This window comes from Kitasatospora sp. NBC_01539 (genome assembly GCF_045040525.1).
Taxonomy (GTDB): domain Bacteria; phylum Actinomycetota; class Actinomycetes; order Streptomycetales; family Streptomycetaceae; genus Kitasatospora.
Genome location: NZ_CP109390.1, coordinates 2,989,661 through 3,012,325, shown reverse-complemented (window position 1 = coordinate 3,012,325; position 22,665 = coordinate 2,989,661). Strand labels below are relative to the sequence as shown.

Below are 22,665 nucleotides of genomic sequence, written 5' to 3'. Positions count from 1 at the left end.
GTGCAGACGAGGCGGGATGCATGAGGGGGCGGGTTCAGAAGACGAAGGACTCGCGGTGGATGCGGCCCGGCCGCACCCCGGCGGCCCGCAGCGCGCGGACGGCCTCCTCCGCCAGGGCCTCGGGGCCGCACAGGTACACCTCGTGCTCGGCGAGGTGCGGCACGAGCCGGGCCAGCGCGACCCCGAGGTCGCCGACCTGCTCGCGGGAGCCCAGCAGCGTGTGCACCGCGGCACCCCGGCGCGCGGCCACGGCGTCCAGCTCGGCCCGGAACATCACGTCCTCGGCCCGCCGCGCGCGCTGGACGAGCGTCACCTCGCCGGGCAGCGTCTCGAACAGCGCGCGCAGCGGGGTGATCCCCACACCGGCCCCGAGCAGCAGCACCCGGCGCTCCCGGTGCAGCCGGGCGGTGAACGCCCCGTACGGGCCCTCGGCACGCACCCGGGTGCCCGGCCGCAGCGCCGCCACGGCACGGCTGTGTTCGCCGAGGTCCTTCACGGTGAACCGCAGGAACCGCGGGTGCGGCGGCGCGGAGAGCGAGTACGGGTTGGCGGCCCAGCGCAGGCCGGGCGCCTGGAACTGCAGTCGGAAGAACTGTCCGGGCTCGGCGCGGAGCTCGGTGAGCCGGCGGCCGGTCAGGAAGACCGAGACCACCCCGGGCGCCTCGGTGCGCACCTCGGCGACCTCCAGCCGGTGCCGGCGGTCGCGCAGCCACGGAACGGCGAGGCGGTACCAGCCGATCAGGGCGGCGGTGCCGAGGTAGAGGACGTACCAGCCGGCCCGGGCCGGGCCGTCGCCGAGGTCGGCGCCGGTGGTGAGCTGGTGGCCGAAGCCGAGCGCCACCGCGAGGTACGTCACCAGGTGCAGGTAGTACCAGGTCTCGTACGAGAGCCTGCGGCGGGCCGCCCGCGCGGAGACGACGCCGGTGCCGAGCAGCGCCAGGGTGCCGAGCGAGGCCTTGATCATCTCCGGGAAGTGGAAGACGATCTCGACCCCCTCGGAGAGCACCCCGCGGCCGTCGGTCAGGGCGTAGCCCCAGACGATCGTCAGCACGTGCGCGAGGACCAGCAGGACCGTCCAGCGGCCGCCGGACGCGTGCCAGCGCGCCAGCCGGTCGGCGCCGACCTCCCGCTCCAGCAGGGGGATCCGCGCCATGAGCAGCAGCAGGACGGGCGCCGCGTACCCGGCCAGCAGGCCGGTGATCCGGCCGGCGCCGGTGAGCCATCCGGCCGCGCCGGAGACCGACGCGGTGTCCTGCCACCACACGGCGAGCACCGCGAGCGCACCCGCACCGATCAGGGCGAGCACCACGGCCGGGACGGTGCCCGCCGGGAGGCGGGGCACCGTCGTGCGGTGCGCGGGCCGGGCGGGCCGGGGCGGGGCGACGGCAGCCATCGGCTCCTCCTTCCTGCCGTCGGCGGCCGGGGTGCCGCCGAGGTCGCCCACGATGGCACCGGAAGCTCTGAGGCGCCTCTGAGTGTGCGGCCCTCCCGAGGCCCGCCGTCACGATGTCCGTGCAGGTCGGAGCCGCTTTTGCGATCCGTGTGCGGCTCCGGGGATCTCACGGCTTTCTCATCGCGGGCGTCAGAATGAGAAGCGGCCGCACCGTCCCACCCGAGGAGCACCATGGACGACACCGCCGAGCAGCCGGCCTGGCGCATCCTCGTCGTCGACGACGAACCCGACCTGGTCGACGTGGTCTGCGGCGCGATCCGCTACGAGGGCTGGCAGGTCCGCGGCGTCACCACCGGGCTGGCCGCCGTCGAGGCCGCCGCCGCGTGGCACCCGCACGCGGTGGTGCTCGACGTCATGCTCCCGGACCTCGACGGGCTGGAGGTGCTGCGCCGCATCCACTCCACGCAGCCCGAGGCCCGGGTGCTGTTCCTCACCGCCCGGGACGCCGTCGAGGACCGCATCGCCGGCATCGCCGCCGGCGGCGACGACTACGTGACCAAGCCCTTCAGCCTCGCCGAGGTGGTGGTGCGGCTGCGCGGGCTGCTGCGCCGCGCCGTGCCGCCTGCCCCGGCGCAGCCGCCGCCCCCGCACGCGCTGGTGCTCGGCGACCTCGTCCTCGACGAGCGGGCCCGCGAGGTGACCCGCGGCGGCGAGCCGGTCGAGCTCAGCCCCACCGAGTACGCGCTGCTCGCCCTCCTCGTGCACCACCCGCGGCAGGTGCTCAGCAAGGCGCAGATCCTCGACGCCGTGTGGTCGTACGACTTCGGCGGCCAGGCCCACGTGGTCGAGCTCTACATCAGCTACCTGCGCAAGAAGCTGGACCACGGCCGCCCGCCGATGATCCACACCGTGCGCGGCGCGGGCTACCTGATCAAGGCCGCCCCGTGACCGCGTCGAGGCGGCGGTGGAGGCCCGCCCGCCTCCTGCCGCGGACCCTGCGGGCCCGCCTGATCGCGGGCCTGCTCGTCCTCCTCGTCGTGACCTGCGGCGCCGTCGGCCTCGCGACCACCGCGGCCCTGCGACACTTCCTCGTCGACCGCCTCGACCAGCAGCTCGCCGACACCGGCGGCCGCTACGCGGCCAGCCTGGAGCACGCCGGGGAGGGCGGGCGCACCGACACCCGGGCACAGACCCCCGGCACCTTCGGCGCCCGGCTGATGGATGGCCGGGTCACCGCCGTGGGCGTGGTGGACGGCGACGCCGACGACGCCGACGACCCCGGCGGTGACGACCGGATCACCCTCACCGACGCGCAGCGGCGCGCCCTCGTCGCCCTGCCGGTCGGCGGTCCGGCCCGCACCGTCACCCTCGGGCCGCACGGCTGTCCGTACCGGCTGAACGCGGTCGCCGGGCACGACGGTGACGTGCTGGTCACCGGACTTCCGCTGCGTCAGGCCGACGAGACGGTGGAGCGCCTGACGAACCTTGAGCTGATCGTGTTCGGGATCGCGCTCACCGGGGCGGGCGTGGCGGGGGCGCTCTGGGTGCGCTGGTCGCTGCGTCCGCTGGACCGGGTGGTCGCGACCGCCGAGCGGGTGAGCGCGCTGCCGCTGGCCGGCGGGGCCGTCGTGCTGTCCGAGCGGCTGCCGGACGACGACCCGGGCACCGAGGTCGGCCGGGTCGGCGCCGCGCTCAACCGGATGCTGGGCCATGTCGGGTCGGAGCTCGCCCGGCGGCACGCCCTGGAGGAGCGGCTGCGGGCGTTCGCCGCCGACGCCGGGCACGAGCTGCGTACCCCGGTCGCGTCCGTCCGCGGTCACGCCGAGCTCGCCCTGCGCCACCCGGGGCCGGTGCCGGAGCCGGTGCACCACTCGCTGGAGCGGATCGGCGCCGAGGCCGAGCGGATGGGCGCCATCGTCGAGGACCTGCTCCTGCTCGCCCGCCTCGACGCGGGCCGCCCCCTCGCCGACGACGAGGTCGACCTGACCCGGATCGCATTGGACGGTGTCGCCGACGCCCGGGCGGCCGGCCCGGAGCACCGCTGGCGCCTGGAACTGCCGGAGGACCCGGTGCTCGTACGCGGCGACGCCGACCGCCTGCGTCAGGTCGCGGCGAACCTGCTGGCCAACGCCCGGACGCACACCCCGGCTGGAACCGAGGTCACGCTGAGTCTGCGGCAGGCGGCGGGGGAGGTCCGGCTGACCGTCGCCGACGACGGGCCCGGCATCCCGCCGGAGCTCGCGGAGCGGGTGTTCGAGCGGTTCGTCCGCGGCGACAGGTCGCGGTCGCGCACCACCGGCTCCACCGGCCTGGGGCTGGCGATCGTCCTGGCGGTGGCCGAGGCCCACGGCGGTACCGTCGGCCTGACGAGCACCGAGGGCCGGACGGTCTTCGCGGTGCGGCTGCCCGCCCCGCGCGCGGACGCGGCACCCGGGGCGTGAGCACGGCGGGCCGGGGACCGCCGTGACGGCGACGGCCGCCCCGGGCACGGGGCCCGGGGCGGCCGGTACGGCGGCGGGGGCGTCAGCCCTGGGCGCCCGCGGCCCGGTCGGCGGCCTGCGCCCGCAGGGCCCGCTCGATGCCGGCCCGCGCCTCGACGACCTGGCGGCGCAGTGCGGGCGCCGGGTCGGCGGAGGCCAGCCAGGCGTCCGTGGCGTCCACGGTGGCCTGCTCGACCTGGTAGGCCGGGTACAGGCCGACGATGATCTGCTGCGAGATCTCGTGGCTGCGGGTCTCCCAGATGCCCTTGACCGCGGCGAAGTACTTCGCCGCGTACGGGGCGAGCAGCTCGCGCTGGTCGGCCTGCTGGAAGCCGCCGATGACGGCCTCCTGCACGTAGTTGGTCAGGGTGTCGGACTCGACCACGGACTCCCACGCCTCGGCCTTGGCGGCCGCGGTCGGCCGGGCGGCCCGGCAGCTGGCGGCGTGCTCCTGACCGGACGAGGTGCTGTCGCGGGCCAGCTCGGCGTTGACGGCCTTGTCGTCGGCGCGGCCGGTGGCGACGAGCCGGGCGAGCAGGGTCCACCGCAGGTCGGTGTCGACGGCGAGGCCCTCGACCACCTCGGAGCCGTCCAGCAGGCCGGCGAGCAGGCCGAGCTGCCCGTCGGTGCGGGCGGCGGCGGCCAGGGTGCGGGCCCAGGCCAGCTGGTGGTCGCTGCCGGGGGCGGCGGCGCGCAGCTGCTCCTCCGCGGCGGCGGCCCAGCGCTGCAGGCCCTCCTCGCGCCACGCCGGGTCGGCGTACATCTCCAGCGCGAGCTTGGTCTGGCGCTGCACCGACTGGACGACGCCGATGTCGCTCTCGCCCTGCAGGCCGGACAGCGCGAGCGACAGGTAGTCGCGGGTGGCCAGCTCGCCGTCGCGGGTCATGTCCCAGGCGGAGGACCAGCACAGGGCGCGGGGGAGGGAGTCGGTGAAGGCGCCGAGGTGCTCGGTGACGACGGCCAGCGAGTCCTCGTCGAGGCGCACCTTGGCGTAGGACAGGTCGTCGTCGTTGAGCAGCAGCACGGCGGGCCGGTGCCGGCCGACGAGCTCGGGCACCTCGGTGCGCGGGCCGTCGACGTCGAGCTCGATCCGGTCGGTGCGCACCAGGGCGCCGTCGACGAGGTCGTAGAGGCCGACCGCGATCCGGTGCGGGCGCAGGACGGCCTCGCCGCGGGCGCCGGCCGGGAGGGCGGGGGCCTCCTGCAGCACGGTGAAGGACTCGATGTCGCCGTTGCCGTCGAGGTGCAGCTCGGGGCGGAGCACGTTGATGCCGGCGGTCTCCAGCCAGGCCTTCGACCAGGTCTTCAGGTCGCGGCCGCTGGCCTCCTCCAGGGCGCCGAGCAGGTCGGGGAGGGTGGTGTTGCCCCAGGCGTGGCGCTTGAAGTACGCCTGCACGCCCTGGAAGAACGCGTCCTGGCCGACGTAGGCCACCAGCTGCTTGAGCACCGAGGCGCCCTTGGCGTAGGTGATGCCGTCGAAGTTGACCTGGACGTCCTCCAGGTCGTTGATCTCCGCCATGATCGGGTGCGTCGACGGCAGCTGGTCCTGCCGGTACGCCCAGGTCTTCATCTGGTTGGCGAAGGTCGTCCAGGAGTGCGGCCACTTGGAGCCGGGGGCCTCCGCCTGGCAGACCGCCTCGGCGAAGGTCGCGAACGACTCGTTCAGCCAGAGGTCGTTCCACCACTCCATGGTGACGAGGTCGCCGAACCACATGTGGGCGAGCTCGTGGAGGATCGTCGCGGCGCGCATCTCGTAGGAGGCGTCGGTGACCTTGGAGCGGAAGACGTACTGGTCGCGCAGGGTGACCGCGCCCGCGTTCTCCATGGCGCCGGCGTTGAACTCCGGCACGAACAGCTGGTCGTACTTGGCGAACGGGTAGGCGAAGTCGAACTTCTCCTGGAAGTAGTCGAAGCCCTGCTTCGTCACGGCGAAGACGGCGTCGGCGTCCAGGAACTCACGCAGCGACGGACGGCAGTAGACGCCGAGCGGCACACGCTGCGCACCGGCGGTGTACTCGTCGAAGACGCCGACGTACGGGCCGGCGACCAGCGCGGTGATGTAGGTGGACATCCGCGGGGTGGGCTCGAACGCCCAGACGCGGGTGTCGCCCTCGCCGGACGGTTCGGGGGTGGGCGAGTTGGAGACGACGACCCAGCCGGCGGGGACGGTCACGGTGAACCGGAACGCCGCCTTGAGGTCGGGCTGTTCGAAGTTCGCGAAGACCCGGCGGGCGTCCGGCACCTCGAACTGCGTGTACAGGTACGTCTCGCCGTCGACCGGGTCGACGAAGCGGTGCAGGCCCTCACCGGTGTTGGTGTAGGCGCAGTCGGCGACCACTCTGAGCTCGTTGTCGGCCAGGAGGCCGGGCAGGGCGATCCGGCTGTCGGCGAAGTGGGCGGGGTCGAGCGGCTCGCCGTTGAGCACGATCTCCGCGACGCTCGGCGCGACCAGGTCGATGAACGTCGAGTCGCCCGGGGTGGCGGCGGAGAAACGGACCACGGTGGTGGACCGGAAGGTCCCGCCGTCGCGGGCGGAGCCCAGGTCGAGCTCGATGTCGTACGACTCCACATGCAGGAGCGCGGCCCGGGTGCGGGCCTCCTCACGGGTCAAGTTGGTGCCAGGCACTCGCAGGACTCCTTCGTCAGGCTTGGGTAGGGGCATCCTCCCACGCGCGTGACCCGCGCGGACCTGCGATTTCCGGGTCGCCGGGCGGGGCGGCCGTATGCCTACGACACTCGACGTAGGGCTGCGGCTGAGGTTTCGCAACGATCTGTCTTCGCCCTTGACTCTGTCTTGCGAGCCTGGCTGAGCTTAGAGTTCATAAGTTGAAGATGAACGCCCGGTTGAGGATCCGACACCGCAGGGTGACGGACCGCCGGTCACAACGAGCTCCGCCGCAAGGGCGCGGCAGGGGCGGGAGCGGTCGGGTTCCCGTGCCCTGGGAGGGTGAATCATGCCGATGGACACGCCGGGATCGCAGTCATCGCTGCACCGGGCGAACCTCGAACGGGTGTTGCGGGCCGTCAGAATGGCCGGCTCGCTGACCCAGGCCGAGATCGCCAGGTCCACCGGACTGTCGGCGGCGACGGTGTCCAACATCGTCCGCGAGCTGAAGGAGACCGGCACCGTCGTGGTGGCCGACACCTCCTCGGGCGGCAGACGCGCCCGCAGCGTCTCGCTCAGCGGCGACGCCGGGATCGTGGTGGGCGTCGACTTCGGCCACACCCACCTGAGGGTCGCCGTCGGCAACCTGGCGCACCGGGTGCTGGCCGAGGAGAGCGAGCCGATCGACACCGACGTCTCCGCGCAGCAGGGCTTCGACCGGGCCGAGGCCCTGGTCGAGCGGCTGCTGTCGCAGGCGGGGTTCCGCTCGGACAAGGTGATCGGGGTGGGGCTGGGCGTGCCCGGGCCGATCGACGTGGAGACCGGGGCGCTCGGCTCCACGGCGATCCTGCCGGGCTGGACGGGCGTCAACCCGGGCCGGGAGCTCTCGCAGCGCCTGAGCATGCAGGTGTACGTCGACAACGACGCCAACCTGGGTGCGCTCGGCGAGCTGGTGTGGGGCGCCGGGCGGGGGCTGAGCGACCTCGCGTACATCAAGGTGGCCAGCGGTGTGGGCTCCGGCCTGGTCATCAACGGGCAGATCTACCGGGGCCCCGGGGGCACGGCCGGCGAGATCGGGCACATCACGCTCGACGAGGCCGGTCCGGTCTGCCGCTGCGGCAACCGCGGGTGCCTGGAGACGTTCGTGGGCTCCCGCTACCTGCTCAACCTCTTGAACGCTAGCCATCCCGGTGAGCTGACCCTGACCAAGGTCGTGCAACTGGCGCAGCAGGGCGATCTGGGCTGCCGCCGGGTCATCGCGGACGCGGGCCGGCAGATCGGCAGCGGTGTGGCGACCCTGTGCAACCTGCTCAACCCGCGCCGGGTGATCCTCGGGGGTGAGCTCGCCGAGGCCGGTGAGCTGGTGCTTTCCCCGATCCGGGACTCGGTGGCGCGGTATGCGATCCCGAGTGCGGCGCGTCAGCTGTCGATCGTGCCGGGCACGCTCGGTGGCCGCGCGGAGGTGCTGGGCGCGCTGGCTCTGGTGATGAGTGAAATGGGCGAATCGGGCGCTATCCGGCATACCGGACTGGCGTCCGCATCCACCGCCCGAGCTGGGCGGACGGGGGTGGCCGAGGTCGTTTGATCTCGGCTTCGCCTTCAGGAAGATAACGAAAAGGTTCGGATCAGCGCAGTTACGGTTTTACTTATTGACGGCAAACGGGCAGGCCGGGTTGACTCCCACCAACCTCGCCGCAATGTTGCGGCTCTGTCAGGGAGGCACCCCCACCATGAACGCAATGATGCGTCGCGCTGTCATCGGTACCGCCGCTGTTTCGATGGCCCTCTCCATGGCCGCCTGTGGCAAGGCCGGCGACGACAAGAAGGACAGCGCTTCGGCCGGCGACACCAAGTCGATCGGTCTGCTCCTCCCGGAGAACGCGTCCTCCGTCCGTTACGAGTCCTTCGACAAGCCGTTCATCGAGGCCAAGGTCAAGGAGCTGTGCGGCGACTGCAACGTCAAGTACAGCAACGCCGAGGGTTCGGCCGCGAAGCAGAAGCAGCAGTTCGACACCCTGATCACCCAGGGCGTCAAGGTCATCATCCTGGACGCGTTCGACGCCGCCTCGACCCAGTCCTGGGTCAAGGAGGCGGCCGAGAAGGGCGTCAAGGTCATCGCGTACGACCGCCTCGCCACCGGCCCGGTCTCCTCGTACGTCTCCTTCGACAACGAGAAGGTCGGCGAGCTCCAGGGCCAGGCCCTGCTCGACGCCCTGGGTGCCAAGGCCGCCGAGTCGAACATCGTCATGATCAACGGTGACGAGGCCGACCCGAACGCCGGCAAGTTCAAGTCGGGCGCCCACAAGGTCCTCGACGGCAAGGTCAAGGGCGTCGTCTACGAGCAGTCGGGTGAGTGGAAGCCCACCGTCGCCGGCCAGAAGATCGGCGCCGCGATCACCCAGCTCGGCAAGGGCGGCTTCCAGGCCGTCTACTCCGCCAACGACGGCATGGCCGCCGCGATCATCACCCAGCTGAAGTCCGCGGGCATCAACGTCCCGGTCGGTGGCCAGGACGCCGGTCTCGACGCCATCCAGCGCCTCGTCACCGGTGAGCAGTCGTACACCATCTACAAGGCGTACAAGCCGCTCGCCGACTCGGCCGCCGAGCTCGCCGTCGCCCTCCTCCAGGGCAAGGACGTCAAGGCCATCGCCTCGTCGACCATCGACAGCGACACCGACAAGGGCATCCCGGCCAAGCTGCTCGACCCCAAGGTCGTCACCAAGGCCAACATCCAGGACACCGTGATCGCCGACAAGCTCTACACCGTCGCCGACATCTGCACCGGCAGCTACGCCGCCGCGTGCGCCACCGCGGGCCTGAAGTAACACCGACGGGCGGCCGCACCCCGCACCACCGGGGTGCGGCCGCCCCCTCGGCGCCGCGTGACCGCAACCGCAGCGCCGGACAATCCTTTCTCGCACTACCCTCCCGTGCCCCCGCCGGTGCACGGCAGGCCGTGCCATGCCCTCGTGAGGGCGGCGCGGAATGAAGGAGATGGTTCACGTGACAGGCGCACCCGTACTGGCGTTGCGCGGTGTCTCCAAGCGCTTCGGTGCCGTTCAGGCGCTCACCGATGTGCACCTGGAGGTCCACGCCGGCGAGGTTGTCGCCCTGGTCGGCGACAACGGAGCGGGCAAGTCGACGCTGGTGAAGACCATCGCCGGCGTCCACCCGATCGACGAGGGCGCCATCGAGTGGGAGGGTGCCCAGGTCGCGATCAACCGGCCGCACGACGCCCAGGCCCTCGGTGTCGCCACCGTCTACCAGGACCTCGCGCTCTGCGACAACCTCGACGTGGTCGGCAACCTCTTCCTCGGCCGCGAGCTGCGCCGTTTCGGCGCGCTCGACGAGGTCGCGATGGAGAAGCGCGCCAAGGAGCTGCTCGACACGCTGTCGATCCGCATCCCCAGCGTCCGCATCCCGATCGCCGCGCTCTCCGGCGGTCAGCGCCAGGTCGTCGCCATCGCGCGCGCCCTGGTCGGCGACCCGAAGGTCGTCATCCTCGACGAGCCCACCGCCGCCCTCGGCGTCGAGCAGACCGCCCAGGTGCTCGACCTGGTCGAGCGCCTGCGCGACCGCGGCCTCGGCGTCATCCTGATCAGCCACAACATGGCCGACGTCAAGGCCGTCGCGGACACCGTCGCGGTGCTGCGCCTGGGCCGTAACAACGGCATCTTCGAGGTGGCCAGCACCTCGCACGAGGAGATCATCTCCGCCATCACCGGCGCCACCGAGAACGCCGTCACCCGGCGTCAGGCACGTATCGCGGAGGACGCGAAGTGACCACCGACCAGACCACCACCGACGCCACGGCGGCCGAGACCCCGCTGGCGCCCACGGTCGACCCGCGTCTCCTCGTCCGCGAGGCCGGCTTCGCCGGCTACATCGCGGAGTTCCGGCGCAAGATGAAGAGCGGCGACCTGGGCTCCGTCCCCGTCGTGCTCGGCCTGATCCTCATCGGCGCCATCTTCCAGGGCATCACCGGCGACTTCCTCAACGCCGACAACATCACCAACATCACCAAGTGGATCGCCGGCCCGGGCCTCATCGCCGTCGGCATCGTCTTCGTGCTGCTGCTCGGTGAGATCGACCTCTCCCTGGGCTCCGTCGCGGGCGTCTCCGCGGCGATCGCCTCCGTGCTGTCGGTGCGTTCGGGCCTCAACGAGTGGCTCGCCGTGCTGATCGCGATGGCGGTCGGCATCGGCATGGGCGCCGTGCACGGCTTCTTCTTCGCGAAGATCGGCGTCCCGGCCTTCGTCGTCACCCTGGCCGGCATGCTCGCCTGGATGGGCCTGCAGAACTCGGTGCTCGGCGACAAGGGCACCGTCAACGTGATCAACGACGGCGTGATCGCCAAGATGGACACGTACTTCCTGGGCGACGGCGACGTCATCTTCACCTGGGCGTTCGCGATCCTCGGCATCGCCCTCTTCGCCGCCGGCCAGCTGATCGACAGCCGCCGCCGCTCCGCCGCGGGCCTCCCCGCCCGCCCGATGGGCGAGATCGCCCTGCGCACCGGCGTCATCGCCGTGATCGCGCTGGTCGCGGCCTACATGCTCAACCAGGACCGCGGTCTCCCGATGCCGCTGGTCGTCTTCTTCGGCATCGTCGTGGTCACGGACTTCGTGCTCCGCCGCACCTCCTACGGCCGCCAGATCTTCGCGGTCGGCGGCAGCGTCGAGGCGGCCCGCCGCTCCGGCATCAACGTCGCCTGGGTGCGCATCTCGGTCTTCATGATCTCGGCCGGCATGGCCTCCCTCGGCGGTCTGTTCATCGCCTCCCAGCAGGGTTCCGCCGACAAGCTCCTCGGCGGCGGCAGCGTGCTCATGAACTCCATCGCGGCGGCCGTCATCGGCGGCACCAGCCTCTTCGGCGGCCGCGGCAAGACCTGGTCCGCGCTGCTCGGCATCCTGGTCATCCAGTCGATCATCACCGGCCTCGACCTGGTGCACGTCAACCAGGCGATCCAGTACATGATCACCGGCGCGGTGCTCCTCGGCGCCGTCGTGCTCGACTCCGTCTCCCGCCGGACCCAGAAGTCCTCCGGACGCGGCTGACGACACGCCCGGCACGGTGTGAGGCCCGGCACCCGAACCGATCGGGTGCCGGGCCTCGTCATGTCCTTCGAAGCCCCCTGCGGCGCAGGGTGTCCGTCTGTCGGACATTAGACTCGACCAGCCGGGGTACTCCGACCGATCGGAGCGCCCCGCAGACAAGGGCGGCGAAGCCCGGCGGGCCCGTCACGGGCCCGGGAACCGAGAACGAGGAGGAACGGGTGGCCCTGCTGACCCGCATTAGGGGACCGCGCGATCTCGACCGGCTCACCCCGGCGCAGCTGGCCGACCTGGCCGAGGAGATCCGCGGCTTCCTGGTCGAAGAGGTCTCGAAGACGGGCGGCCACCTCGGCCCCAACCTCGGCGTGGTCGAGCTCACGATCGCCATGCACCGCGTCTTCGACTCCCCGCGCGACCGGATCCTCTTCGACACCGGCCACCAGAGCTACGTGCACAAACTGCTCACCGGCCGCCAGGACTTCTCCCGGCTCAAGATGAAGGGCGGCCTCTCCGGCTACCCGTGCCGTGCCGAGTCCGAGCACGACGTCATCGAGAACTCGCACGCCTCCACGGTGCTCGGCTACGCCGACGGCCTCGCCAAGGCCAACAAGATCCAGGGCCACAAGGACCGCCCGGTCGTCGCCGTGATCGGCGACGGCGCCCTCACCGGCGGCATGGCCTGGGAGGCGCTCAACAACATCGCCGACGGGAAGGACCTGCCGGTCGTCATCGTCGTCAACGACAACGAGCGCTCGTACTCCCCGACCATCGGCGGCCTCGCCAACCACCTCTCCACCCTGCGCACCACCCAGGGCTACGAGCGGTTCCTCTCCTGGGGCAAGGACGCGCTCCAGCGCACCCCCGTGGTCGGCCAGTCGCTCTTCGACACCCTGCACGGCGCCAAGAAGGGCCTCAAGGACTTCATCGCCCCGCAGGGCATGTTCGAGGACCTCGGCCTCAAGTACATCGGCCCGATCGACGGCCACGACATGGTGGCGCTGGAGTCGGCGTTCACCAAGGCGCGCGGCTTCGGCGGCCCGGTGATCGTGCACTGCATCACCGAGAAGGGCCGCGGCTACCACGCCGCGGAGAACAACGACGAGGACCGCTTCCACGCGGTGGGCGTCATCCACCCCGACACCGGCCTGCCGGTGAAGACCTCCGGAAAGGACTGGACGTCCGTCTTCGGCGAGGAGATGGTCGCGCTCGGCCGCGAGCGCAAGGACATCGTGGCGATCACCGCCGCCATGCTCCACCCGGTCGGCCTCGCGCCGTTCGCCAAGGCCTTCCCCGAGCGCATCTTCGACGTCGGCATCGCCGAGCAGCACGCCGCCGTCTCCGCCGCGGGCCTGGCCACCAACGGCCTGCACCCCGTCGTCGCGGTCTACGCGACGTTCCTCAACCGCGCCTTCGACCAGGTGCTGATGGACGTCGCCCTGCACAAGCTGGGCGTGACCTTCGTGCTCGACCGGGCCGGCGTCACCGGCACCGACGGCGCCTCCCACAACGGCATGTGGGACATGTCGATCCTGCAGGTCGTACCCGGCCTGCGGCTCGCCGCCCCGCGCGACGCCGACCAGGTCCGCGCGCAGCTCCGCGAGGCCGTCGAGGTCGCCGACGCCCCCACCGTCGTCCGCTACTCCAAGGGCTCCGTCGGCCCGGCCGTCCCCGCGGTCGGCCGCGTCGGCGGCATGGACGTGCTCCGCGAGAACACCTCGCACGAGCACGGCGACCGCCGCGCCGACGTGCTGATCGTCTCGGTCGGCGCCATGGCCCCGCTCTGCCTGGAGGCCGCCGAACTGCTCGACGCCCACGGCATCACCTCCACCGTCGTCGACCCGCGCTGGGTCAAGCCGGTCGACAAGGCCCTGCCCGGCCTCGCCGCCGAGCACCGCGTCGTCGTCACCGTCGAGGACAACGGCCGCGCCGGCGGCGTCGGCTCCGCGATCGCCCAGGCCCTGCGCGACGCCGACGTCGACCTCCCGCTCCGCGACTTCGGCATCCCGCAGCAGTTCCTCGACCACGCCAAGCGCGAGGAGATCCTCGCCGAGATCGGCCTCACCGCCCCGGACGTCGCCCGCCAGGTGACCGCCCTGGTGGCGCGCCTCGACGCGCAGCCCGTCCAGGCCTGACCGGCCCGCCGACGGCGTACCCCGCGGCCCCGGACGCCCCCGTGCGCCCGGGGCCGCGGCATGCCCGGAACCAGGGCACCCCCGTACGGATATCGGGACCACCGGTACTGCTGTCGCGGACGCCGGGTAGGTTGTCACCCGTGCCCACCGAGACCTCCAGCCGCCCACCCGTGACCGCCCGCGTCCGCGCGCAGGTCCGCACGGGCTACTGGACCAGGCTCGTCCCGGTGCTGGCGCTCCTCGCGACGCTCACCCACATCCCGTCGTTCCTGCGCCCGGTGTGGAGCCCCGACGAGGGCTACCTCGCCACCCAGGCCCGCATGCTCGCCGACGGCGGCGTGCTCTACGACACGGTGGTCGACCGCAAGCCCCCGCTGCTGCCCTGGCTCTACCAGGCCTGCTTCGCGCTCTTCGGCTCGGGCTCGCTCTGGCCGCTGCGCAGCCTCGCGATCGTCGCGCACCTCGTCACCGCGGTGCTGCTCGCCTCGATCGCGCGCGGACGCTGGGGCAACCGGGCGGGCGGCGCCGCCGGCGCGCTCTACCTGCTGCTCTCCATCGGCCTCGCGCCGGAGGACACCCAGGCCGCGACCTTCGAGGTCTTCATGCTGCCCGCCATGGTGGCCGCCTTCCGCTACGCGGAGCGGCGCCGCTGGCTGGCGGCGGGCATCGCCGTGGCGGTCTGCTCGCTCACCAAGCAGACCGGCGGCGCCGTGATGCTGCCGGTGCTCTGGATGCTCCTCCAGGACGCCCGGCGGCGCGGCGTGCGCTGGCCGCCCGTGCTGGGCAGCATCGGCTTCGGCTTCGCCCTGCCGATAGCGCTCGTCGCCCTCATCCTGACCAAGCCGAAGGGCTTCCTCTTCTGGGTGGTCACCGGCAGCGGCGACTACGCCTCGCCGGGCAGCGCGTGGCTCCAGATGATCGGCCGGGCGCTCGGCAACTCGGCGATCCTGCTGGCCGCCGGGCTCGGCTTCGTCGTCCCCCTCGGGTACCGGCTGTGGCTGCGCCGCCGCCGCGGGTCCGTACCGGTGGCGGGGGAGGAGCACGGCTCCACCGCCGACCTGTGGGTGTGGCTGCTCTCCTCGGTCGTCGCCGTGAGCGTGGGCTTCCACTTCTTCGGCCACTACTACCTGCAGCTGATGCCGCCGCTGGTGCTGCTCGGGGTGGGCGCCGTCTCCACCTCGGCGGTGCGCTGGCGGCCGGTGCTGACGTACTCGGCGGTGGCGTGCACGGTCTTCTGGGCGCTGGCGGTGTTCTGGCCCGGGCAGAAGCTCACCGAGACGACCGAGGTCGCCACCGCGGTCGCCGCGCAGACCACGCCCAAGGACACCGTGCTGGTGTGGGGCATGCACCCGGAGCTGTACTGGCTGGCCGACCGGCGGCCCGCGAGCCGCTACCTGACGGCCGGCTTCCTGACCAACTTCAGCGGCGGCAAGGACGGCCAGAAGGTCGGCGAGGACTACAGCGTCAGCGAGGCCTGGCAGACGTTCGACGCGGAGCTCGCCGCCAAGGGGCTGCCCGAGATCGTCGTCGACGACTCCGGCACCGCGCCGTACCAGCCGCTGCTGATCCCCCGGATCGAGAGCATGCTCGACTCGCACTACGAGGTGGTCGGCGTGACCGGCGACACCGTGATCTACCGCCTGAAGAAGTAGCGCGCCCGGCCGCCCCTCGGGCCGCCCCCCGCAGGGCCGCTGCACGGCCGTCTCCGCGCGCGTCCGGTCCTCCGGGCCCCGCCCCGGCCGCCCGGCCCGGCGTGCGCGCCCCGGACGACGGTACGGGCCTCCTGGCGCCACCTGTCACCTGGTGGCCGTCTCCCGTCTCCCGCTCCGCGCGGGCGTGCCTCCCGGTGCCGCCGCGGACGGCCGAAGGCCCCCGCCGTGCGGCGGGGGCCTTCGTGGGTCCTGCGGTGGTGGTGCGGTGGTGCCGGGCCTGGAAGTGCCGGGCCGGCAGCGTCAGGCCGGCACGGAGGCCACGCCCGGGGCGAGGAACGGCTTGCCGTTCACCCGCTGGGAGACGCCCTCGCGGTCCAGGTACGGCGTGATGCCGCCCAGGTGGAAGGGCCAGCCCGCGCCGGTGATCATGCACAGGTCGATGTCCTGCGCCTCGCCGACGACGCCCTCGGCCAGCATCAGGCCGATCTCCTGCGCGACGGCGGCGAGGGTGCGCTCGCGCACCTGCTCCTCCGTCAGCACGGTGTCGCCGAAGGAGAGCAGCTCCAGCACGGTCGGGTCGAGGACCTGCTTGCCGTCCTCCCAGACGTAGAAGCCGCGCTTGCCCGCCGTGACGACCTTGCCGAGGTTCTCGGAGACGGCGAACCGCTCCGGGAAGGCACCGTGCAGGGTCTCCGAGACGTGCAGGGCGATGGCCGGTCCGACCAGCTCCAGCAGGGCGATCGGCGACATCGGCAGGCCGAGCGGGAGCACGGCCTTCTCGACGGTCTCGAACGGCGTGCCCTCGTCGATGACGGTCTGGATCTCGCCCATGAAGCGGGTGAGGATCCGGTTCACCACGAACGCCGGGGCGTCCTTGCTGAGGACGGCCGTCTTCCGGAGCTTGCGGGCCACGCCGAAGGCGGTGGCCAGCGAGGCGTCGTCGGTCTTCTCCGCGCGGACGATCTCCAGCAGCGGGAGGATCGCGACCGGGTTGAAGAAGTGGAAGCCGACGACCCGCTCCGGGTGCTCCAGCTTCGAGGCCATCTCGGTGACCGACAGCGAGGAGGTGTTGGTCGCGAGGATGGTGGTCGGCGAGACCACGGCCTCCAGCTCGGCGAAGACGTTCTGCTTGACGCCCATCTCCTCGAAGACGGCCTCGATGACGAAGTCCGCGTCGCCGAAGGCGACGGCCTTGTCGAGGTGGCCGGTGACGAGGCCCTTGAGCTTGTTCGACTTGTCCTTGCCGATACGGCCCTTGGCGAGGAGCTTGTCGATCTCGCCGTGGACGTAGCCGACGCCCTTGTCGATGCGCGCCTGGTCGATGTCGGTCAGCACGACCGGCACCTCCAGCCGGCGGGCGAACAGCAGCGCCAGCTGGGAGGCCATCAGGCCCGCGCCGACGACGCCGACCTTGGAGACCGGGCGGGCCAGCGACTTGTCCGGCGCGCCGAAGGGGCGCTTGGCACGGCGCTGCACCAGGTTGAAGGCGTACAGGCCGGCCCGCAGCTCGCCGCTCATGATGAGGTCGGCCAGGGCCGCGTCCTCGGCGTCGAAGCCGGCCTGCAGGTCCTGGTCCTTGACCTGCTGGATGATGTCGAGCGCCTTGTAGGCGGCCGGCGCGGCGCCGTGCACCTTGGCGTCGGCGACCAGGCGGCCCCAGGCGACGGCGTCGTCCCAGGCCTTGCCGCGGTCGATCTCCTCGCGCTGCACGGCGATCTGGCCCTTGAGGACCGCGGCCGTCCAGTGCAGGGACTGCTCCAGGAAGTCGGCCGGCTCGAAGATCGCGTCCGCGATGCCGAGCTCGAACACCTCGGCGCCCTTGAGCTGCTTGTTCTGGCTCATCGAGTTCTCGACGATGACCTTGACGGCCTTCGCCGGGCCGATGAGGTTCGGCAGGATGGTGCAGCCGCCCCAGCCGGGGACGAGGCCGAGGAACACCTCGGGCAGCGAGAACGCCGGGACGCCCGAGCTGACCGTGCGGTAGGTGCAGTGCAGGCCGACCTCGACGCCGCCGCCCATCGCGGCACCGTTGTAGTAGGCGAAGGAGGGGACGGCCAGCGCGGCGATCCGCTTGAAGACGTCGTGGCCGCCCTTGCCGATGGCCAGCGCGTCGCTGTGCTCCTTGAGCACCTCGACGCCCTTGAGGTCGGCGCCGACCGCGAAGATGAACGGCTTGCCGGTGATCGCCACGGCGGCGATCTTCCCCTCGGCGGCCTCGGCCTCGACCTGGTCGAGCGCCTCGGAGAGCTTCGCCAGCGAGCCCGGGCCGAAGGTGGTCGGCTTGGTGTGGTCGAAGCCGTTGTCCAGGGTGATCAGCGCCAGCCGGCCGGCCTGCTGCGGCAGGTCGAGGTGGCGTACGTGCGCGGTGGTGACGACCTCGCCGGGGAACAGCTCGGCCGCGCGCTTCAGCAGCTCAGTGGTGCTCATGCTCACTTACCACCCTCGAAGTGCGGGTTCTCCCAGATGACCGTGCCGCCCATGCCGAAGCCGATGCACATGGTGGTCAGGCCGTAGCGGACGTCGGGGCGCTGCTCGAAGCGGTGGGCCAGCTGCGTCATCAGGCGCACGCCCGAGGAGGCCAGCGGGTGGCCGAACGCGATCGCACCGCCGTACGGGTTGACGCGCTCGTCGTCGTCGGCGATGCCGTAGTGGTCGAGGAGCGAGAGCACCTGGACGGCGAAGGCCTCGTTGATCTCGAAGGCGCCGATGTCGTCGATCGTCAGGCCGGCCTTGGCCAGGGCCTTCTCGGTCGCGGGGACGGGGCCGATGCCCATGACCTCGGGCTCGACGCCGGCGAAGGCGTAGGAGACCAGGCGCATCTTGATCGGGAGGCCGAGCTCCTCGGCGACGTCCTCGGCGGCGAGCAGCGAGGCGGTGGCGCCGTCGTTGAGGCCGGCCGCGTTGCCCGCGGTGATGTTGCCGTGCGGGCGGAACGGCGTCTTGAGCTTCGCCAGCGACTCCATGGTGGTGCCCGGTCGCATCGGCTCGTCCGTGGTCGCCAGGCCCCAGCCGGTCTCGCCGATCTCGGGGTTGGTGTTGCGGATCGCGATCGGCACCAGGTCGGGCTGGATGTCGCCGTTGGCGTACGCCTTGGCGGCCTTCTCCTGCGAGCGCACCGCGTACGCGTCGCAGCGCTCCTTGGTGATGTGCGGGAGGCGGTCGTGCAGGTTCTCCGCGGTCATGCCCATGAAGAGGGCCGACTCGTCGACCAGCTTCTCGGACACGAAACGCGGGTTCGGGTCGACGCCCTCGCCCATGGGGTGGCGGCCCATGTGCTCGACGCCGCCGGCCACGACGATGTCGTAGGCGCCGAAGGCGATGCCGCCCGCGGTGGCGGTGACGGCGGTCATCGCACCGGCACACATGCGGTCGATGGCGTAGCCCGGGACGGACTTCGGCAGGCCTGCCAGCAGACCGGCGGTGCGGCCGATGGTGAGGCCCTGGTCGCCGATCTGCGTGGTGGCCGCGATGGCGACCTCGTCGATCCGCTCGACGGGCAGGTTCGGGTTGCGGCGCACCAGCTCACGGATGCACTTGACGACCAGGTCGTCCGCGCGGGTCTCGTGGTAGATGCCCTTCGGGCCGGCCTTGCCGAACGGGGTGCGGACGCCGTCGACGAAGACGACGTCCCTCGCGGTACGAGGCACGGGGGCTCTCCTCCCAGGGGACATGACGTTGAGTGCAGTCCGCACAGCTCACGGGTGGAGCGGCGCTGCTTCACGGCCATGCTACCCGTCGGTAACTACCTTGCCCAGGGGCGACACCCCCCGGACCGCGTGTGTCGCGCGACACGTCCGGCGCGGACCGGGCGGAAATGCCGGGGGGCGCGGTCTCCCGCGCCCCCTCGGTGTCCGTACCGCGGCCGGTCAGTCCTCGGCGTCCGCCTCGGCGTGGGCGTGGGCGGCGGCCTCGGCGGCGGCAGCCGCGGCGGCGTCGGCATCGGCGTACGCCGCGGCGAGGGCCGGGGCCACCAGCTCGGTCTGCCAGGCGCGGGCGCCGAGCGCCCGCAGCGCGGCCGCGATCGGCGCGGCACCCTGCCCGGCCGGCGGCTCCCAGGTGACCCGGCGCACGAGGTCCGGCGTGATCAGGTTCTCCGCCGGCAGGTTCTTCTTCTCGGCCAGCGCCGTGACCGCGGCGCGCGCGGAGGTGAGCCGGGCGGCCGCGACCGGGTCCTTCTCGGCCCAGGCGCGCGGCGGCGGCGGGCCGTCGTGCGGTGCGGTGGCGGTCGGCAGCTGGGCCTCGGGCAGCTCGCGGGCCCGCTGGAGGGCCGCCAGCCACTGGTCGAGCTGACGCCGGTTCACCCGCGGGCCGAAGCCCTGCACGGCGACCAGCGCGGCGGCGTTCAGCGGCATGGCGAGCGCGGCGTTGACGATCGCGGCGTCGGCCAGCACCCGGCCGGGGGAGACGTCGCGTTCGCGGGCGATCCTGTCCCGGGCCTGCCACAGCTCGCGCACGGCGGCGAGCTGACGGCGCCGGCGCACCTTGTGCAGCTGCGAGGTGCGCCGCCACGGGTCGACCCGCGGCGCGGGCGGCGGGGCCGCGGCGAGGGCCGCGAACTCCTGCAGCGCCCAGCCGAGCTTGCCCTGGGAGTCCAGCTCCTCCTCCAGCGCGTCGCGCAGCTCGACCAGCACCTCGACGTCCAGTGCCGCGTAGCGCAGCCACGGCTCGGGCAGCGGGCGGGTCGACCAGTCGACCGCGGAGTGCTCCTTGGCGAGCGACAGGCCGAGCACGTTCTCCGTCATCGGGCCCAGGCCCACCCGGGGGAAGCCGGCCAGCCGGCCCGCGAGCTCGGTGTCGAAGAGCCGCCGCGGCCGCATGCCCACCTCGGCGAGGCAGGGCAGGTCCTGGGTGGCGGCGTGCACGACCCACTCGGCGTCGGCGAGCGCCTCGCCGAGGCCCGCGAGGTCCGGGCAGGCGATCGGGTCGATCAGCGCGGTGCCGGCCCCGGCGCGCCGCAGCTGGATGAGGTAGGCCCGCTGGCCGTAGCGGTAGCCGGAGGCGCGCTCGGCGTCGACGGCGACCGGCCCGCTGCCCGCGGCGAAGGCCGCGACCGTCGCCGCGAGCGCCTGCTCGTCGGCCACGACGGGTGGCAGCCCCTCCCGCGGTTCGAGGAGCGGGACCGGGGCTGTCTCTTCAGGGATGGCTGCTACGGCGTCGGTCACCCCCCAAGGGTACGACGGTGTCCGCGGCCGGGAGTGTTGTCGGACTGGTCAGACTGTGTTCCGACATATGCCGCCGGGCCGTGGCCGGCCGGACGCCCGCCCCCGGTGGTGCCGGTGAGCAGGGCGGCCGCCCGTACGGCGGGCCGCCGCCGGCACGGCGGAGGCCCGGAGGAAACGTTCCTCCGGGCCTCCGCCGATACGGTGCGGGGATCAGTGGATGATGCCCGTGCGCAGCGCCACCGCGACCATGCCGGCCCGGTCGCCGGTGCCCAGCTTGCGGGCGATCCGGGCCAGGTGGCTCTTGACGGTCAGGGCGGACAGGCCCATGGCCACACCGATGGCCTTGTTGGACTGGCCCTCCGCCACCAGCCGCAACACCTCGACCTCGCGGCCGGAGAGCTCCCGGTACGCCGTGGGCTGGGCCCCCGGGGCTCCGGGCGCACCGGGTGCTCCGGGCGCGCCGTGGGCACCCGGTGCGCCGGGCACGCCGGGCATGCCCGGACGGCGCATCCGGCCCGCCAGGTGTGCCGCGCCCAGCGGCATGCCCGGTCGGCCCGGCATCGCCAGGTTGGTGCGCGTGCCGGTGACGACGTAGCCCTTCACGCCGCCCGCGAGGGCGGAGCGCACGGCGCCGATGTCGTCGGCGGCGGAGAGGGCGAGACCGTTGGGCCAGCCCGCGGCCCTGGTCTCGGCCAGGATGGTCAGCCCGGAACCGTCCGGGAGGTGCACGTCGGCGATGCAGATGTCGCGGGGCGTGGCGACCCGCGGCCGGGCCTCGGCGATCGAGGAGACCTCGATGACGTCGCGGACACCGAGGGCCCACAGATGCCGGGTGACGGTGTTTCGGACGCGCGGGTCCGCGATGACCACCATGGCGGTGGGCTTCGTCGGACGGTACGCGGCCACGTGTGCGGGGTGCTCGAGAAGGACCGACACCAGGCCTCCTGTGGGGAGTGGCGGACGGAACCCCGATGGGGCGGTCGGAGTGTTCCGCGTTCGGAAAGGGTCACTGACACCTTCGGCATCATCCGTGCCCGGCTTTAGCGAAAGATCACGATCTGGTGAGTAACAATACGGACAAACCGCGCAGTCGACTGATTCGACATGCTCCGGTATCGCTCATCCTCGATCGATACCGAAACGAGATGATCGACTCTGTGGCGGTAATTGACGCAGAGCGCGACGGAAGCCACACTCCGTCAGCCCTGCGGGTGGCGGTGCGCCGTGACGGTCCGCACGTCCCCCGGACGTGCGGCGGCCCGCCCGGGGCCCGGCCCGACGGCCTGCACGGCGGCGCGGCGGGGTGACGGCGCGGGGCGGGTGCGGCGGGGCCGCCGGCGGGACGGCGCGGTACGGCCCGGAACGGGGCGTCAGGACGGGCGGGCGGGCGCGGGGGAGCGCCCCGGGGCCCGCCGGGTCAGTGCGGCCGCGGCCGGCGGCGGGCCGGCATCGGCACGACGCCGCCCAGGGACGGGGAGTCCGTCAGCGCGGCCGCGCCGGCCGTGACCGGGGGCAGGCCGGCGCAGATGCCCAGCAGGTCGCCCCAGGCGGCGAGGTGCCGGTCGAAGCGGCGGTCCGCGGGCGTCCAGGACGCCCGTACCTCGATCTCCGTCGACGCCGGCCGGTCCGCCAGGGCGCCGAAGTAGTGGGAGGCGCAGCGCGACACGGTGCCGCCCGGCTCGGCGTACCCGGCCCCGTGCGCCTGCAGCGCGTCCATCAGCCAGGCCCAGCCGACCTCGCCGAGCATCGGGTCGCCCGCCATCTCCGGCTCCAGCTCGGCCCGGGTCATGGTGACCACCCGGAAGTCGCCGTGCCAGGCCTCCTGGCCGGCGGGGTCGTGCAGCAGCACCAGCCGGCCGTCGGCCAGCTCCTCGCCGTCCACCTCCACGGTGGCCGTCAGGGCGTACGCGAACGGGGCCAGCCGGCGCGGGGCCGGGGCGGGGGAGAGCTGCACCTCGGGGCGGAGCCGGGCGCCGGCCATCGCCTCCAACGCGCGGCGGAACTCGATCGGCGCCGCTTCCTTGTCCGTTCCGCCACCTTGTGCGGGGTGCCCGCCGACCGCTGCCATGGGGGGAAGCCTAGGTCGCCCGCGGCCCCAATCCGAGCAACTTCCGCCGGTGCGGCGTGCCGTAGGGCCCCGGGAGGCCGATCTCGGACGAACCTACGAGCCGCCCGCGACGGCCGCAC

The 22,665-nt window shown here is 72.8% G+C and carries 15 protein-coding genes; 8 read left to right on the top strand and 7 right to left on the bottom strand.

Annotated elements, in window-relative coordinates:
• Positions 1 to 34 precede the first annotated feature (34 nt).
• Positions 35 to 1,393, bottom strand: coding sequence for a ferric reductase-like transmembrane domain-containing protein (locus OG335_RS12885; RefSeq protein ID WP_405011239.1), 1,359 nt, complete (start codon positions 1,391 to 1,393; stop codon positions 35 to 37).
• Between the two features lie 231 nt (positions 1,394 to 1,624).
• Here OG335_RS12885 and OG335_RS12880 point away from each other — a divergent pair, with 231 nt between their 5' ends.
• Both OG335_RS12880 and OG335_RS12875 read left to right on the top strand, forming a co-directional pair.
• The gene (locus OG335_RS12880) at positions 1,625 to 2,341 is read left to right on the top strand and encodes a response regulator transcription factor (protein ID WP_405011238.1); all 717 of its coding nucleotides are present in this window, start codon (positions 1,625 to 1,627) and stop codon (positions 2,339 to 2,341) included.
• Positions 2,338 to 3,834 (top strand): sensor histidine kinase, encoded by a 1,497-nt coding sequence (locus tag OG335_RS12875; RefSeq protein WP_405011237.1) that lies wholly within the window; start codon positions 2,338 to 2,340, stop codon positions 3,832 to 3,834. Before OG335_RS12880 ends, OG335_RS12875 begins: the two co-directional genes overlap by 4 nt.
• A gap of 82 nt (positions 3,835 to 3,916) precedes the next feature.
• On the opposite strand, the gene pepN is transcribed toward OG335_RS12875, so the two are convergent.
• Positions 3,917 to 6,499: an aminopeptidase N gene (pepN, locus tag OG335_RS12870; RefSeq protein ID WP_405011236.1), complete on the bottom strand. Its 2,583-nt coding sequence runs from the start codon at positions 6,497 to 6,499 to the stop codon at positions 3,917 to 3,919.
• Positions 6,500 to 6,833: 334 nt separating this feature from the next.
• Here pepN and OG335_RS12865 point away from each other — a divergent pair, with 334 nt between their 5' ends.
• The 6 genes from OG335_RS12865 (at position 6,834) to OG335_RS12840 (ending at position 15,316) form a co-directional block, all read left to right on the top strand.
• Positions 6,834 to 8,063 carry an ROK family protein gene (locus tag OG335_RS12865; protein ID WP_405011235.1) on the top strand — a complete coding sequence of 410 codons (1,230 nt, stop codon included), beginning with the start codon at positions 6,834 to 6,836 and terminating at the stop codon, positions 8,061 to 8,063.
• A gap of 145 nt (positions 8,064 to 8,208) precedes the next feature.
• Positions 8,209 to 9,303 (top strand): sugar ABC transporter substrate-binding protein, encoded by a 1,095-nt coding sequence (locus OG335_RS12860; protein ID WP_405011234.1) that lies wholly within the window; start codon positions 8,209 to 8,211, stop codon positions 9,301 to 9,303.
• A gap of 169 nt (positions 9,304 to 9,472) precedes the next feature.
• The gene (locus OG335_RS12855) at positions 9,473 to 10,261 is read left to right on the top strand and encodes an ATP-binding cassette domain-containing protein (RefSeq protein WP_405011233.1); all 789 of its coding nucleotides are present in this window, start codon (positions 9,473 to 9,475) and stop codon (positions 10,259 to 10,261) included.
• Complete coding sequence (locus OG335_RS12850; protein WP_405011232.1) at positions 10,258 to 11,535, top strand: sugar ABC transporter permease; 1,278 nt, start codon at positions 10,258 to 10,260, stop codon at positions 11,533 to 11,535. Before OG335_RS12855 ends, OG335_RS12850 begins: the two co-directional genes overlap by 4 nt.
• A 218-nt stretch (positions 11,536 to 11,753) precedes the next feature.
• Entirely contained in the window at positions 11,754 to 13,664 is a 1,911-nt protein-coding gene (dxs, locus tag OG335_RS12845; protein ID WP_405011231.1) for a 1-deoxy-D-xylulose-5-phosphate synthase, read from the top strand.
• A 140-nt stretch (positions 13,665 to 13,804) separates the two neighbouring features.
• Positions 13,805 to 15,316: an ArnT family glycosyltransferase gene (locus OG335_RS12840; protein WP_405011230.1), complete on the top strand. Its 1,512-nt coding sequence runs from the start codon at positions 13,805 to 13,807 to the stop codon at positions 15,314 to 15,316.
• 300 nt (positions 15,317 to 15,616) lie between these two features.
• Here the strand turns inward: OG335_RS12840 and OG335_RS12835 are convergent, their stop codons facing one another.
• The 5 genes from OG335_RS12835 to OG335_RS12815 all read right to left on the bottom strand — a co-directional run bounded on the left by OG335_RS12835 (position 15,617) and on the right by OG335_RS12815 (position 22,546).
• A complete protein-coding gene (locus tag OG335_RS12835) occupies positions 15,617 to 17,743 on the bottom strand; it encodes a 3-hydroxyacyl-CoA dehydrogenase NAD-binding domain-containing protein (RefSeq protein ID WP_405011229.1) in 2,127 nt (708 codons plus the stop codon).
• Between the two features lie 2 nt (positions 17,744 to 17,745).
• Positions 17,746 to 18,963 (bottom strand): thiolase family protein, encoded by a 1,218-nt coding sequence (locus OG335_RS12830; RefSeq protein ID WP_405011228.1) that lies wholly within the window; start codon positions 18,961 to 18,963, stop codon positions 17,746 to 17,748.
• Positions 18,964 to 19,182: 219 nt separating this feature from the next.
• Positions 19,183 to 20,478: an HRDC domain-containing protein gene (locus tag OG335_RS12825; RefSeq protein WP_405011227.1), complete on the bottom strand. Its 1,296-nt coding sequence runs from the start codon at positions 20,476 to 20,478 to the stop codon at positions 19,183 to 19,185.
• Positions 20,479 to 20,688: 210 nt separating this feature from the next.
• A complete protein-coding gene (locus OG335_RS12820; protein WP_405011226.1) occupies positions 20,689 to 21,414 on the bottom strand; it encodes a LuxR C-terminal-related transcriptional regulator in 726 nt (241 codons plus the stop codon).
• A 481-nt stretch (positions 21,415 to 21,895) separates the two neighbouring features.
• Positions 21,896 to 22,546 (bottom strand): DUF3000 domain-containing protein, encoded by a 651-nt coding sequence (locus OG335_RS12815; RefSeq protein WP_405011225.1) that lies wholly within the window; start codon positions 22,544 to 22,546, stop codon positions 21,896 to 21,898.
• Positions 22,547 to 22,665: the final 119 nt, after the last annotated feature.